12 protein-coding genes are annotated in these 14,311 nt (G+C 39.9%); 4 read left to right on the plus strand and 8 right to left on the minus strand.

What is annotated here, in order from left to right:
• Nucleotides 1–4: 4 nt before the first annotated feature.
• From PLA12_00065 to PLA12_00080, 4 genes are read right to left on the minus strand one after another with little or no spacing between them, the layout of a single operon-like run.
• A complete protein-coding gene (locus PLA12_00065; GenBank protein ID HOQ30883.1) occupies nucleotides 5–1,018 on the minus strand; it encodes an ABC transporter ATP-binding protein in 1,014 nt (337 codons plus the stop codon).
• A gap of 5 nt (nucleotides 1,019–1,023) precedes the next feature.
• Complete coding sequence (locus PLA12_00070; protein ID HOQ30884.1) at nucleotides 1,024–2,034, minus strand: ABC transporter permease; 1,011 nt, start codon at nucleotides 2,032–2,034, stop codon at nucleotides 1,024–1,026.
• Nucleotides 2,035–2,042: 8 nt separating this feature from the next.
• Complete coding sequence (locus tag PLA12_00075; protein HOQ30885.1) at nucleotides 2,043–3,038, minus strand: ABC transporter permease; 996 nt, start codon at nucleotides 3,036–3,038, stop codon at nucleotides 2,043–2,045.
• 6 nt (nucleotides 3,039–3,044) lie between these two features.
• Nucleotides 3,045–4,727 carry a peptide-binding protein gene (locus PLA12_00080; GenBank protein HOQ30886.1) on the minus strand — a complete coding sequence of 561 codons (1,683 nt, stop codon included), beginning with the start codon at nucleotides 4,725–4,727 and terminating at the stop codon, nucleotides 3,045–3,047.
• Between the two features lie 116 nt (nucleotides 4,728–4,843).
• Between PLA12_00080 and PLA12_00085 the strand changes: the two genes are divergently transcribed.
• A complete protein-coding gene (locus tag PLA12_00085; GenBank protein ID HOQ30887.1) occupies nucleotides 4,844–5,752 on the plus strand; it encodes a hypothetical protein in 909 nt (302 codons plus the stop codon).
• 47 nt (nucleotides 5,753–5,799) lie between these two features.
• On the opposite strand, the gene PLA12_00090 is transcribed toward PLA12_00085, so the two are convergent.
• From PLA12_00090 to PLA12_00105, 4 genes are read right to left on the minus strand one after another with little or no spacing between them, the layout of a single operon-like run.
• The gene (locus PLA12_00090) at nucleotides 5,800–6,825 is read right to left on the minus strand and encodes an SDR family oxidoreductase (GenBank protein ID HOQ30888.1); all 1,026 of its coding nucleotides are present in this window, start codon (nucleotides 6,823–6,825) and stop codon (nucleotides 5,800–5,802) included.
• A gap of 38 nt (nucleotides 6,826–6,863) precedes the next feature.
• The gene (locus PLA12_00095) at nucleotides 6,864–8,765 is read right to left on the minus strand and encodes a M23 family metallopeptidase (protein ID HOQ30889.1); all 1,902 of its coding nucleotides are present in this window, start codon (nucleotides 8,763–8,765) and stop codon (nucleotides 6,864–6,866) included.
• Nucleotides 8,765–9,916, minus strand: coding sequence for a peptidyl-prolyl cis-trans isomerase (locus tag PLA12_00100; GenBank protein HOQ30890.1), 1,152 nt, complete (start codon nucleotides 9,914–9,916; stop codon nucleotides 8,765–8,767). The genes PLA12_00095 and PLA12_00100 overlap by 1 nt, the downstream gene beginning before the upstream one ends.
• 29 nt (nucleotides 9,917–9,945) lie before the next feature.
• Nucleotides 9,946–10,287 carry a hypothetical protein gene (locus PLA12_00105; protein ID HOQ30891.1) on the minus strand — a complete coding sequence of 114 codons (342 nt, stop codon included), beginning with the start codon at nucleotides 10,285–10,287 and terminating at the stop codon, nucleotides 9,946–9,948.
• 394 nt (nucleotides 10,288–10,681) lie between these two features.
• On the opposite strand from PLA12_00105, the gene PLA12_00110 reads away from it, so the two are divergent.
• Genes PLA12_00110 through PLA12_00120 form a run of 3 tightly spaced genes read left to right on the plus strand, consistent with a single transcriptional unit; the run spans nucleotide 10,682 to nucleotide 14,308 of the window.
• A complete protein-coding gene (locus PLA12_00110) occupies nucleotides 10,682–11,416 on the plus strand; it encodes a MotA/TolQ/ExbB proton channel family protein (protein ID HOQ30892.1) in 735 nt (244 codons plus the stop codon).
• On the plus strand, nucleotides 11,413–11,907 hold the full coding sequence (locus tag PLA12_00115; GenBank protein HOQ30893.1) for a biopolymer transporter ExbD: 495 nt from the start codon (nucleotides 11,413–11,415) through the stop codon (nucleotides 11,905–11,907). The genes PLA12_00110 and PLA12_00115 overlap by 4 nt, the downstream gene beginning before the upstream one ends.
• A 13-nt stretch (nucleotides 11,908–11,920) precedes the next feature.
• Nucleotides 11,921–14,308, plus strand: coding sequence for a tetratricopeptide repeat protein (locus PLA12_00120; GenBank protein ID HOQ30894.1), 2,388 nt, complete (start codon nucleotides 11,921–11,923; stop codon nucleotides 14,306–14,308).
• Nucleotides 14,309–14,311 lie beyond the last annotated feature (3 nt).

Below are 14,311 nucleotides of genomic sequence, written 5' to 3' on the forward strand. Positions count from 1 at the left end.
TTCATCAGGTCTCCTTTTCCATTTTTTCCGATTGGGCAAACAACCAGCAAGCCGTTCCCTGTTCCTTATTGAGCCAGGTCCATGGGGGTTCTTTTTGCTGGCATATCTTCATGGCTTTGGGACATCGTGGATGGAAACGACATCCCGTAGGCAAATCTGTTGCTGAAGGAACGGTGCCCGGAATTGTATTTAATCTTTTTTTACCACGGGAACGAATAGGAAGGGAATCAAAAAGGGCTTGGGTATAGGGATGAGAGGGTTTGGAATATATAGTCGTAGCACTCCCTTCTTCCACCTTCTTACCCGCATACAAAACTACAATCCAGCGTGCAATTTGAGCAACGACACTTAAATCATGAGAGATAAGCAACAAACTCATTTTTCGTTCCTGTTGAACACGCCGAAGTAATGCCAATATCTCCGCCTGTATAGTAACATCCAGAGCCGTGGTTGGTTCGTCAGCAATAAGCAATTCTGGCTCGCATGCTAATGCCATAGCAATCATGGAACGTTGGATAAGTCCCCCTGAAAATTCATGGGGATATTGATGTATTCGCATCTTAGGCTCTGGTATGCCGACCCATTCAAACAATTTTTCAATCCGCATATAACTTTCTTCACGGCCCATCCCGTAATGATATTTCAGAACATCTGCAATTTGTTCACCAACACGAAACACGGGATTCATTGAACTGGTCGGTTCTTGAAAAACCATAGATATGTATCTTCCCCGAATTTTCATCAATTCTTCTTCTGGCAGTTTTAGCAAATCCTGCCCGTGAAAGATTACTTCCCCTTCTATGCGTTCCACAGGTGGAGAAGTTAGCAATCTCAGGATTGACATGGCTGTTACCGATTTTCCACATCCACTTTCACCTACCAGAGCCATACTTTCGCCCGGATGAATAAAAAACGAAATGTCATCTACGGCATACGCCAATCCTGTGGGCGTCGAAAAATATACTTTCAGATTTTTTACATTCAAAAGGGCTTTATCCGATTTACACAAATCGCTCATATTCTTTACCTTAATCTGGGGTCCATAGCATCTCGCAACCCCTCGCCAACGAGATTAAACGCTGTAACGGTAATAAAAATTGCTAAACCGGGAAATAAAACCAACCACCATGCAAAATCCACATAACCCTGAGATTGTTTTAGCAATTCACCCCAACTGGGGGTTGGTGGTGGCACACCGAAGCCTAAAAAACTTAATCCGCTTTCCATGAGAATAGCACCCGCCAGTCCAAATGTGGCACTAACAAAGACAGGTCCCATCGCATTGGGCAGGATATGCTGAAACATAATACGCGAATTACTTAAACCCAATGCACGGGATGCTAAAACATATTCCATCTGCTTTTGCTTCAAGAATTCACCTCGAACCAATCGTGCTACACCTGGCCAACCTGTCAGCCCGATAACAATCATAATTGTCCAGATACTGGGAGGAAGAAAAGCCATTACGGTAATGATAAGGAAAAAAGTTGGGATAACCAACATCAGCTCAATAAATCGTAAGACCACCGTATCTACCCATTTCCCAAAATATCCCGAAAGTGAGCCTAATATTACACCGATAATCACAGCTATCCCAACAGCCACGAAACCTACACTCAACGATAAGCGAGAACCCCAAATCATTCGGCTAAGCACATCCCTGCCTCGGTCGTCTGTCCCTAACCAATGATTGCGATTGGGTCCCTGCAAACTTTGCTCCAACTCCTGATTTAGAGGACCGTGTGGAATGGGTGGTTTTAACATCCATTCCCCGCTGGATGGTTTCCATCGGTCAAAATTCGCATATAAATTCTCTGCTTGTAAATCTGTATATGTAAAAATATTCGGGAATATATATAATTTTCCCCCTTTATATAACAAAATAGGGATGTCATTGGCGATAAAAGGTGCCATTATCGCAATGAGACCTAACAAAACAATAATCAACAAGGCAAAAAGGGAAAGACGATGTTTGCAAAATTCCCGCCAGACTGTATTGTAATAACTATGTGGATTTCCTGATTTCCTGAACACCTGATTTCTTACTCCAATCGAATTCTTGGGTCAACAACGGCATACAAAACATCACTTAAAACAAGACCGATTAAAGTCAAAAAAGTAGAAATGGTAAAAACACCCATAATCAGGGGATAATCTCGGGTTAATACCGCTTCAAAGCCCAATCGTCCCATGCCCGGAATAGAAAAGATGGTTTCAATAATAACACTTCCTCCAATTAGCCCCGGTAAAAGTCCTGCAAATAAAGTAATAATAGGAATTAATGAATTCCGCATAGCATACTTAAAGACAACCATCTTTTCCGAAAATCCGTAAGCCCTTGCCGTTCGAATGTAGTCCTGCCGTATTACATCTAACATACCTGTCCGCATATATCGGGATAAGCCTGCCAAACCTGCATAGGTCATACAGAACAAAGGCAAGACCATGTGCCAAAGTCGGTCGAGTAGCCAGCCAAACCATGAATAATTCGTAGCATCAATACTATTAATACCATTGACCGGGAACAAATTCCACCAATCACCACCTCCTAAAAAAAGAATTAAAAGCATAGCAACCCAGAAACTCGGAAGACTATATAAAAGGAATAGGATAAGCGTAATAATCTGGTCAGAAATAGTCCGTTGATGGGTTGCCGAATAGGTGCCTAAGGGGATTGCAATGAGATAGATAAGTAAGGTTTCAAGAATGGTAAATTGAAGTGTTATCGGTAGCGTCTCTGCTATTTTCTCCATTACAGGACGCTGGTCTTTATAACTTTTGCCAAAATCGAGACGAAACATTCGTCCTAACCACAGGGCATACTGGACAAGGATAGGTTTGTCCAGACCATACAATGCTTTAGTTTGTTCGATTATCTTTTCCGTCTCAATATTTGCACGCATGGCTCCACCTTCTCCGCGTAACTTAAAAGCCACAGGACTGCCCGGAGCTAACTGGATAATTGCAAAGGTTATCAAACTAACTCCAATAAAGGTCGGAATAATTAATAATAGCCTCTTTAAGATATAGGCATACATCCGTCTTTAGTTCTCCTTTACATGAACATACCGTTGTAAATGGGTCGGAACAAACCATTCCTTTTCATAAATACCAAAGGGATACACACGAATACCATGTATTCGTTTATCCACAGCAACAATCGCTTTCGGCGCCATTAAGAAGGTATAAGGCTGTTCTTCATTCACAATTTCCTGAAATCTACGATATAACTGTATCCGTTCCTGACGGTCAAAAGAAACCCGTGCCTGCTCAATAAGTCGGTCTGCTTCCTTATTGACAAATCCCACATAATTGGAACCTTTTTCTGCCTGACTGGAGTGCCATACCTGATAAGGGTCAGGGTCCGGTGGCATCTGCCAGCCCATTAGAACAGCATCAAAATTGCGTGCATCCACACGCTCTAATAAAGAAGCCCATTCCATTTGCCGTATTTGCATATTTATCCCTGCCCGTTTCAGGTCTTCCTGATACACCGTCAAAATCTTTTCCGCAATAGGATTACTATTTGTTGTCATAATCTCAAAGGCAAGGTCTTTTCCTTCTTTATCACGAATTCCATCGCTGTTATGGTCTATCCAGCCAGACCTATCCAGTAATAGTTTCGCTTCTTCCGGGTTATAGTTCCATCGCTTAATTTCGGAGTGATATTCCGGTGTCCCGGGCATAAACGGACTATCTATCGGCTCTGCCATTCCGAAATACAACCGTTCAATAATCTGTTGGCGATTAAGCAACATCGTTAAAGCATGGCGAACCGTTTTTTCTTTGAGCACTGGATTACGGGTATTCCAGCCGATATAGTTATAGGCGGGTCGTGGGTATATGAACATATTAAATTGCTTTTGAAATGTTTCTGACTGTCCTCTTCGCACCCAATCTTCAGGACGAATGGCCATATAGTCCAAATCGCCACGACGCAATTTCAAAAAAGAAGCATTATCATCCAGAATAATTTGATAAACGATACGGTCAAAATAAGGTTGTCCTTCTTTTTTCCGCCAATAATTCGGATTTCGTTCCAGAACTAACTGCAAGCCCGTCTGCCATTCCGATAATATATAAGGACCTGAGCCAATAGGTTTTCGATTGTTAGGGTGATTATTAAAGTCTCCCTGTCCATAAACATGCTCCGGCAAAATTTCTAATAAGCCCAACATTACGGCATGCTGGTAATAAGGTTTTTTACAATGATACCGAACCGTATAATCATCTATAACCTCACACGATTCCACATCCATATAATAATTTTTCAAGTGTGGAGCGTCCGTGGTAGGGTCCATCAACTTATCGAAAGTAAACTTAACATCCTTTGCGGTTAGAGGATGCCCATCGGAAAAACAAACATCCGTCCGCAAGTAAAAAGTATAACTCAGATGGTCCTCCGACACTTCCCATTTATTAGCAACGCGTGGGATTAACTCCAATGTTTGTGGATTACGGTCTAACAAGCCATCAAATATCCATGCTAACACCAGAGAGGAATACGCATCTGTGCTGGTTATGGGGTTCAGATGGGGCATTTCCGCAGGTAATCGGGTAATAAGCCAATCTCCTTGAGAAGGGGACATATTTGTCCCAAATTCCGTCAGCCCACGAGTAGTATTTTCAGAAGAAACCCATGACTGCCCTTCCGAAAAACAACCCGGAAATAGAACCGTTCCCGCAAAAAAGAATATCAGGTAAATTAGAACAAATGGTTTTGTCATAGCACTACTGCTTTTTATATTTTTCATGCTAAATAATATATAATTATCGCATTCCCATGCGAATTGATAACACCTAAAAACCATAACAGATATTACATAAGGAAGATGGATATCCTATGTCTCAAATAGAAAAAACAGATATTCAGAAAATAAATACAATAACAACACTGCTTGAAACTACAACAAAGATTATGAGTAACGAAATAGAAGAGACTTCTATAAATTCTATGTTTAATGAAACAAACCCATTATGGGTTCGAACGGTTGACAATCAATTTTGTGGAATAATCAATGATAGCAATGATATAAAACTGATTCTTTCTACCGCACAAAGAAAATCCGAAAAAGGGTCGCCTATATTTGTTCAGCAAGGGATAGAAGGAAAAACCTGCTATCTTATCGGTTATCGTATGTCCTATCATTTTTTCCCTGTAGAAATATTCGGTGTTGAGTTTATCCCAGGGAATTATCGTATTCCTCGATTGCTCTGGTTGCCTGTAGAATTTTCCGGGAAAGAATTAAAAGGGATAACAGAAAAAGCCAAAGAAGTTTCACGAAATCTTCCCATCGGCTATTACGGAATCTTATTTGAGTTTATCGTAAATGCACAAGGTATATTTTTATCCTTTATTGACCTATTTTTCCAGCCAGATGAGGAAATGTGCCAGATATGTAAAGAAGGAACCGGCATAGATTTAATGCAAATACATCAGACTATTGAAAACCATGGAATTCCCAATTCAGTCCCTACACGAGAATTAGGATGTGCTATAGCATGGATTATTCCGCATAGTGGCATTGTGCAAAGTATTAAGAATATCGAGAAGGTGCAAAATACCGAAGGGATTAAACAGGTGCAGGTAAAAGTGCATGAGGGGGATTCTCTCACCCATGTAACAGATATAGAGTCCCGCAATAAAACAGGTTATGTAATTGCCATTGGACCCGATGCTTTCACGGCAAGAAATAGGGCGTTATCCGCAGTCTCCCGAATACAAATTAATACCCGCAATCTTTTACCGTAAAAGTTTTTCCAAAGTCATACACAACCGTCTTTTCAAAACCTTACAACTTATATTACACTTCCCGTCTTTTTAATGATATTCTCCGCCATGCAAAGGAGCTCGACCCATTGGATATTATAGTAACGGGGATTATGAATATCTGCATTTATACCATTGCGAATTTTACCAACCATAACTTGAACGGCTTCTTCTACACTAACCTGTGGACGAAAACCTAAAACCTGCTCGGTCTTTTTCGTTGAAACACGATAACTGCGTCCCCGTGTAGAGCCATATTCCACTTCAATCTCTATATTCATTCCATTCTCACGAAATACCTTACGAACCCAATGGGCTAATTCAAGTATCCTGTAATTCTTATAAGAAAGGTTAAACACTTGATTTCCTACAATTTTCAGGTCGGCTTGCAGGCAGGCAATATAAGCACGGGCTATATCCGTTACATCAATTAAAGGACGCCACATTTCGCCTCCACAATGAACCGTCAAGCAACCTTTTTCAAATGCAGATTTAACAAAAGTATTCACAACAAGGTCATACCTCATTCGGGGGCTCCATCCATATACCGTTCCCTGCCGTAATAAAGTCGGACAGAAATCAGGTCCGGATAGCTTTAACAGTTCTCTTTCCGCCTGATATTTGCTTACGGCATACGCAGCACGCGGTTCCACAGGACTTTCTTCATCCTGCAAAATATCCTCGGCCAATAATCCACGGTCATAAATAGAACAACTGGAGGCAAAGATAAATCGTTTTATACCTCTCCGTTTGCAATGCTCTCCTAAAATAGCTGTGGCTTCTGTATTCAGTTTTTTATTCGCCTCAGGATTAAATTCCGCCATCGGGTCATTGCTCAAACCTGCCAGATGAATTACACCTTCAACACCCTCCAGCCATGTAGCATCCAATTGACATAAATCCCCTTGAATACACTCAATACGATTTTTTACTTCTTCCAGACCTTCATCCCCAAATAGGAATTTATCAACAACTCGAACGGCAAATCCATGATTTAACAATTCACGAACGGCAACCGCACCAATATAGCCAGAACCACCTGTTACCAATATCATATCAAAATACCTTTCTTCTAATGTTTGTCTTTTTATTATTATGGCACAGAGATAGTTTGCATTTCTTTTTGGGTTAACCCTGCGTAATCTGCAACTATGAAGGTAATTGTATGTGTGCCGGAGGGTAAATCTTCATCTTGTTCCCAGCGTAATATTCCACGAGGTCCATCGTATTCACTTAATAGCCATTTCTGGTCACAGAATATTTCTGCCCGTGCTATACCACTTCCTATATCAGAAATTACAGCCGATATAGAAGGCCTTTTTGTTGGCTGTTTCGCATCTTTGTTAATAGCGATATTTGTGATTTGTGGCGGTTCATCGTCTCTTATTAAGGCAAAAGTGCCCCAATCAGATACTTTACCAATAACAAAATCCCTTTCCTTTTGAGAATCTATTCTTGACCATGAAGACCCGGATTTCCGATATAAATGTATTCGTTCTTGAGCTTGGACATTATTCCGAATCCGCATTTTAATCGTCACAGCCTCTGCTATCGGCATGTTGTAAGGTTCTATTTTCCATATATTCGAAGCAATTGTCAAACCTTTAGGAACTTTCTGTGAAGATACCGGAGAAATAGATAGCCAGAGAATACCGTAAGAGATATGGGAAGGTACATCTATCTGAAAATCATTTAATACGATAGGTGCCATTTTACTTTGTGTCTTAACAGCATACACACTTTTTTCCCATACAGGCATAGATGGATGCGAAACTCGAAAAGTATATTTCCCTGATGCCGTAGGTTTCCAGGGAAGTTCGTATATATTACTTGTCCGCTGGACAGGTTTTAGTGAAACAGTTCCCTGTTCCGAAGTGCAGGTAATTTCCGGTGCTTCTTTGGAAGATGTTGAGGCTAACAAAATCTCTAACACAAGGAATTCCGGCAAATAAGAAATAGAGATATCACTTTTTTCTATTTTTTTGTTCAAACGATTCGCAGGATTCCCTGTGATATAAAGCGGAACCTGTGTCTTATTTCCCTTAAAATCCTCTACTTCTATCTGTATATGCTCGTCATCTTCTATGGAAAGCCATTCTTTCCTCACCTGTTTGTAATTGGGCGACTGATTTCCCTGCCACTGCCACAATAACCAATAAATCGGATTCGAAATGTAGGGATAAAAAGATACAATAGCATCCCTATAGGTATTGTAATCAAGGCGGTCTTGCTGAATGGTAGATAAAACAGTATCCGTCGTTTTCAATGAAATTCGGTAAGGTCCCAACTTGCAGGTATCCGATTCATTGTCAATAGTGGAAACACCAAATCCTATTGCTCCTTTTGCGTTAATTAATATAGGTAATGCGGTCTTTTCGGTGATAGGGATTTCCAGCGGCAGACAGCGTCCATTAATGGTTGTATCCATACTTCCGGGAATAACGAGGAGGGATGTTATTTGAGGTTTATTACGGTCAATCCATCGGAAACCATATTCCCATGGGTTCAGGCATGTAATTCCATCTTTTGTGCGAAGTTCAAAGTGCAAATGAGGTGCTTTTGTCCCGGACTGACCTGTATATGCAATCAAAGCCCCTTTTTTCACAGGCAGTTCGTTTTCTTTTAGTGTCAGGTCCACTGTGAAGGACTCTTTTTGATGTTGCACCTTTCGCAAATAAGACTGATACGGCTCTGCAAATGAATGGAGATGTGCATAAATCCCCATAATTCCAGAATGAAATTGAATATATAACACACGACCATATCCCCAGGGACTACAACGCATTCGTGCCACATAACCATCATCTATGGCATAGACAGGCGTTCCAATGGTAGCACGATAATCTACACCCATATGAAAGCGTCCATCCCGATATTCGCCAAAGGAAGAGGTAGCAAATAAGTCTCCTTTCAGAGGAAGGATAAAAGACTCCCCTGCTGAAAGGAAAGGGATACATACAAAAATAAATGGAATGAATAAAGGTAAAAACTTCATTACTTCTTTTTTTTCTTGGGTGTTGTTGCCTTTGTTGAAGGTTGTGTCGGCGTAGAAGTTTTATCTGCAGAGGCTTTGTCCTGACGGTATAATTTTTCTAAAATAGGGTCAAACGCAAGGAATATTTTTACTTTCTCCGAATCGTTCAAATAGGGTTTACAAAACTCAAATATCTTTTCATCTGTCTTCTGTTCGGTTAAAATATTTTTTATCTTTTCTTTGACCTGCTCAAAGGTAACCTTCTCTTCTGCCTCGCGTTCTAACAATTTGAACAAATGCCATCCCAGGGGGCTTTTTAAAACAGGACTGAGGTCGCCCGGCTTCATGGTGGGAAGAACCTGTTTCAAAAATGGAGGCAAGGCTTCTGTAGGTATCCATCCCATATCGCCACCTTTTTGATGGTCCGGTGCTTCGGAAACAGAACGGGCAACCGCTTCAAAACTTTCCCCTGCTTTTATTCGTGCTAAAGCTTTCTCTACCTCTTTTTGTGTCTCCTGCCATGCCTTTTCATCGGCGGTTTTTGCATTGGGTTTTGGTTGGCGAAATATCTGTTGTAGATGCACCCGCGAGGGCTTCATGAAAAGGTCAGGATTGCTGTCATAAAACTTTTTTATTTCATCATCCGTAACGGTTATCTTGTTCTCACTCGCTAAGGCTTGTTTCATCTTTTTTAATATTAGATTTTTACGCGTCCTTTCGCGAAAAGATTCTACCGTCTCATTTTTGGCTTTTAAGATTTCCTCCATACTGGGAGGGTTCTTTCCTGCTTTACGGGCATCTTCCTGAATTTCCTTAATTTGCTCATCAACCGCTTTCTTGACCTCATCCTCTGTTACCGAATATTTCCGTTTCAGTGCTTCCTGATATAAAATTTCCCGTTGGGCTAAATTAGTAACACAACGGATAGCAATACGGACACGGTCCTCATCCTTAACATCTTTTTGTCCTGTCCCTGCCACATATTCCAGTAGTTCCATATGATACCTCATCAAAAATTCTTCCTTTGATATAGGCTTACCGAGAACCAACGCTACCGGTCCATCTGGAACTGATTTCTCCACAATATCCATCCTGGACAGGTCGGGAGCCTGCGCCCATAGATATGAAACTAAAATTACGGAAATAACAATAAAAAGCAATTTGCGAAACATATAACTATCCTTACTGTTTAAAATTATATTTATTCCTGTGTCTTATCTGTTGTCTTTTCTGTTTCTGGGGTAATTTCTTTCGGCGTCGTTTTTATAATCAACAATCCATAATAAGTCAGGATACCTGATATACCATAAGTAATAACAAAAATTAATGCACATACAATAAACATCGAACCTATAGCAACAGAATATCCACTCAATTGAATCATTAGAAATACAAATAGGGCAATGAGAGTAAAAAACAACCCGACAATCATTGCAATACGATTCGGTTCCAGATGAACAATAACCTGCTTTCTCGTGTCCAAAAGAGGTCTTACATCTGGATAATCCAGGTTATGAATGTTATTTGTATTATCCTTCTTCACCTACCAATTTATACCTTGATATTTAATCTATATAATATATACAAAATTTTGTCCCTTATTCACATTTTTAAATATACCTCTTTTCTTTTTTATTTTTAACACACCTGGATAATCATTACTTTCTTCTACATCATTTACATAAAAAAGACGAAAACAATATCCAAAACATGCAATGGATTTTAAATTACTTTCCTCATTCTATTCACAACTTAAAAAATTCAATATTCTTCTGTATTTACTTATTATTTATTGATAAAAGATGGGTAAATATTCTATTGTAAATAGAACATGGGCGAAACTGTTGCAACTTATCTCTTTACAAAAGGATTATATTATAATATATAGTTTGATGGAAGACCTATTTTCACAAAATTAATAAAAAGGAAATCGTTGCATGTTCAAAGGAAAATTATTTTTTTTATTAGCCGCTTGTATTTTTTGCTTCACTCTTATCTCATACGCACAAAATAACACGGATACATCCACCATTCCACCTATTCAGCAAAATCTCACATTATGGGATATGATAAAGGCAGGTGGGGTAATACTCTGGATAATTGGGGTTTTGGGCTTTATTGGATTGGTATGGGCGTTTTATCTCCTGTTGACATTAACACCCCGACGAGAACTACCATCAACCCTCATTCGACGATTGTTTCATTTGCTACAAGCAGGGGATTACAAAGGGGTACTGGAACTTTGTGAAGGACGGGATAAACTAATTGCCAAAATGGTTTTTGCCGGTGTGAAATTGGTTGGACACGACCGCTATGTCATTCAAGATGCTATGGAAAGTGAAGGGGAACGAGGCGCAAGTATTTTATGGCAACGCATATCTTATTTAAATAATATTGCGGTTTTAGCCCCTTTGTTAGGTCTATTAGGGACGGTATGGGGCATGATGCAGGCTTTCGGGGCTATTGCATTTAATGATGCTCAGGTGAAAGGGCTTACCATGGCATACAGCGTAGCCACAGCGATGGTAACTACCGCAGGAGGTTTGGTCGTTGCTATTCCCGCTATGGCAATTTATTTCTATCTACGGGGTAGAGTAAATCGAATTATTGCAGAAGTAGAAGCCATCGCCAGTGAAATGGTAGAACTTATTTTGAGAGGAACACGCGTATGAGAATTCGTCGGAATTATGAAAATGAACCCGAGCCCATTCAAATGGCTCCATTGATTGATATTGTCTTTTTGACCCTTGTTTTTTTTATGGCAACTACCGTATATGGCGTTCTGGAATCCGAAATTGACATTACTTTACCAACAGCAGAAACTTCTGTGCCAACAACACGTAGCCAGGGAGAAATTTATATTAACTTAAAAGCCGATGGTTCTATTGTCGTTAATAATCGTTCTGTATCCCTATCCGAATTGCAGGAGGTATTGAACAAAGTGTCCCAATTCTTCCCCGGCAGTTCCGTCATTATCCGTGGAGACCAGAGTGCTATGTTAGGCAATGCAATACGAGTTTTAGATTGCTGTAGAAAAGCCCATATACAGAATGTAGCCTTTTCCGCAATTAATGAAAAACAAACATCTAACTCCGAAGGCACTGTCAAAGCAGATACTCCCACAGATACACTTGCTCCTACCCCAGAGACCCCAAAACAATAGACAGGATTGACGCATGATATTTACGAAGTATTTATATAAATTGCTTGTTATTCATTTACTATTGGTATATAGTTTTGCATGGACACAATCCCCAGATGCCCTTTCCGATGAAAACACACAACTCGATTTTGCTAACGGTCTTTATAGCCGTCAGTTTTTCAAAGAAGCCATCGATGAATATAAAAAGTTTATTGCCCAATATCCCAATTCTCCTAAAATTGGCGAAGTCTATCTCCGTTTAGGGAAATCTGCTCTCATAGAGAAGCAATATGAAACGGCTATTAGTGCCTTTGACCAGGTAATTAGTAAAGTCTCTGACGCCAACCAACGAATGGAAGCAATACTTCGCAAAGGGGAATGTTTTTATTATCTCAAACGCTGGGCAGAATGCGGTGAAACATTAAAACCTTTGATTGAGGAAACAACACCTCCCGACTATCGTCCTCGGGCTATGTATTTCTACGCCCGTTCTCTTACACAAACTCAAAACTTTGAGTCCGCAATATCTGTATTACAAAACATGATAAAAGATTTTCCAGAATATTCATTGACACCCTTCGCAAAATATGTTTTAGGAACTATCTATACCCGTCTTAATCAATTAGAAAATGCAGTATCGGTCCTTTCTGAAGTGGCATCTAACGAAAAGGTAGACCCTCAATTGCGTATGGAGTGCAACTTCCGCGTTGCAGAGATATACTCCCAGTTAGGCTGGTATGAAAGCGCCATGAATGCTTATCAAACACTTAAAACACAATTTAAAGAAGGTCCCTATAAAGAAAAATCGGATTTTGGATACTTATGGACACTCTATCAGGCAAAGAAATTCGCAGAAGCGATAAATGAAGGAAAAACTTTCCTTCAGAATTATCCTCAATCGGAAAAGAAACCTTTTGCCATGTATATCCTTGCCAACTCATTGCTGGAACAAAACCTGTTAGATGAAGCCCTGTCTTTCTATAATTCCTTACGACAACAATACGCTGATACCTCCTACGCAACTGAAGCACTCTACAAAATAGCATGGATACACTTTTTAAAGAATGACTCTACCACGGCAAAAACGACTGTAACAGAGTTTCTGGATAAAGCCCGTGAGTCTCCATTGCGACCCGATGCTTACTTTTTATTAGGTTCATTATATACAGCCGAAGGGAATTATGAAGATGCGATGGAAGAGTTCCAAATGGTATACGAGAAATATCCAACCTCTAAATTTGCCCCTGAGGCATTATATAAATCGGCAGAATGTGCAGAATTGTTAGGCATTACGAAACCTGCAATTCAATTATACAATCGTTTTATCCAGACCTATCCCCAGCATACATTAATTGTTTCTGCTTATCTTCGTTATGGCGATTTACAGGGCAAAGATGGAAATTGGGAAGAAGCATTGAAAACATATCTCCAAGCAAAGGAAATTTCGGAAAATAATCCCCTACAAGAGCAGGTATTTATACGACTGGCTAGCTGTTACGAACAATTGCATAAAAGAGAAGAAGCCTTTCAAACCTATCAAGATTTTATAAATAAATTTCCGCAATCCCAATACGCCCCGGATATGAAATTAAAATTAGGAACTTATTATCTAAAAGAAAAGAAAGACCCTATTAAATCCATTGATTCCTTGCAAAGTTTATTATCTCAAAATCCTCCCCCAATAATTGCAGGACAAACATGGCTGGCAATTAGCATCGCTTATTATGAAGTAAAAGACTACGAAAAATCTGCAGAAGCATTATTTAAAACCATTTCAGATTATCCTCAGGTTACGGTTGGAGAAGAACAGTTTGCCTGGTTAGCCCAGTATTATCTGGATGCTAAAAAATGGGACCTGGCTCGTCAGGTGTTAAAACGAATGCAAGAGGTATTGAAAGATTATCCCGCTCCTCAAAGATTACAGTTCCGTTATGCAGAATGTATCCATAATTTAGGAAAGTTAGATGAAGCCATCAAAGAATACCAAAAGGTTGTAGATATGGCTCCCTCTTCCACATCTGCGACAGAATCTTTATATCGCATAGCCCAGATTTATGAACAAACAAATCAGCTTCCTCAAGCACTGGAATTTTATGAACGCTGTGCTAATAATGGAGGAAGTGAAACGAGCGCCCGTGCCCAATTTCGACTCTCAGAAATTTACGAAAACAAAGGTGAGATTGAAAAAGCCGGAAAAAATTATCTGAAAGTGGCTATCCTTTATCTTCATCCCGAACTTTCTCCCGAAGCATTATGGCGTTCTGGAAATTGTTATTTAAAGATTAATGAAAAAGAAAACGCTCAAAGAGCGTTTCAAGAACTATTAGACGATTTTCCTTCGCATCCTCTGGCGGAAAAGGTAAAAAGTATGTTGTCCAGCGAAAAAGAAAATACAGCGGCTTTATCGACAGAACCGAGGTAGATT

The organism is Candidatus Hydrogenedens sp., from assembly GCA_035378955.1.
Lineage (GTDB): Bacteria > Hydrogenedentota > Hydrogenedentia > Hydrogenedentales > Hydrogenedentaceae > Hydrogenedens.

What these genes read in the sequence shown, in the direction of transcription:
- PLA12_00095 (HOQ30889.1), bottom strand. Translation starts at nt 8,765, where the DNA reads ATGAAGTTTTTACCTTTATTCATTCCATTTATTTTTGTATGTATCCCT.
- PLA12_00075 (HOQ30885.1), bottom strand. Translation starts at nt 3,038, where the DNA reads ATGTATGCCTATATCTTAAAGAGGCTATTATTAATTATTCCGACCTTT.
- PLA12_00065 (HOQ30883.1), bottom strand. Translation starts at nt 1,018, where the DNA reads ATGAGCGATTTGTGTAAATCGGATAAAGCCCTTTTGAATGTAAAAAAT.
- PLA12_00110 (HOQ30892.1), top strand. Translation starts at nt 10,682, where the DNA reads ATGTTCAAAGGAAAATTATTTTTTTTATTAGCCGCTTGTATTTTTTGC.
- PLA12_00120 (HOQ30894.1), top strand. Translation starts at nt 11,921, where the DNA reads ATGATATTTACGAAGTATTTATATAAATTGCTTGTTATTCATTTACTA.
- PLA12_00100 (HOQ30890.1), bottom strand. Translation starts at nt 9,916, where the DNA reads ATGTTTCGCAAATTGCTTTTTATTGTTATTTCCGTAATTTTAGTTTCA.
- PLA12_00080 (HOQ30886.1), bottom strand. Translation starts at nt 4,727, where the DNA reads ATGACAAAACCATTTGTTCTAATTTACCTGATATTCTTTTTTGCGGGA.
- PLA12_00115 (HOQ30893.1), top strand. Translation starts at nt 11,413, where the DNA reads ATGAGAATTCGTCGGAATTATGAAAATGAACCCGAGCCCATTCAAATG.
- PLA12_00090 (HOQ30888.1), bottom strand. Translation starts at nt 6,825, where the DNA reads ATGATATTGGTAACAGGTGGTTCTGGCTATATTGGTGCGGTTGCCGTT.
- PLA12_00085 (HOQ30887.1), top strand. Translation starts at nt 4,844, where the DNA reads ATGTCTCAAATAGAAAAAACAGATATTCAGAAAATAAATACAATAACA.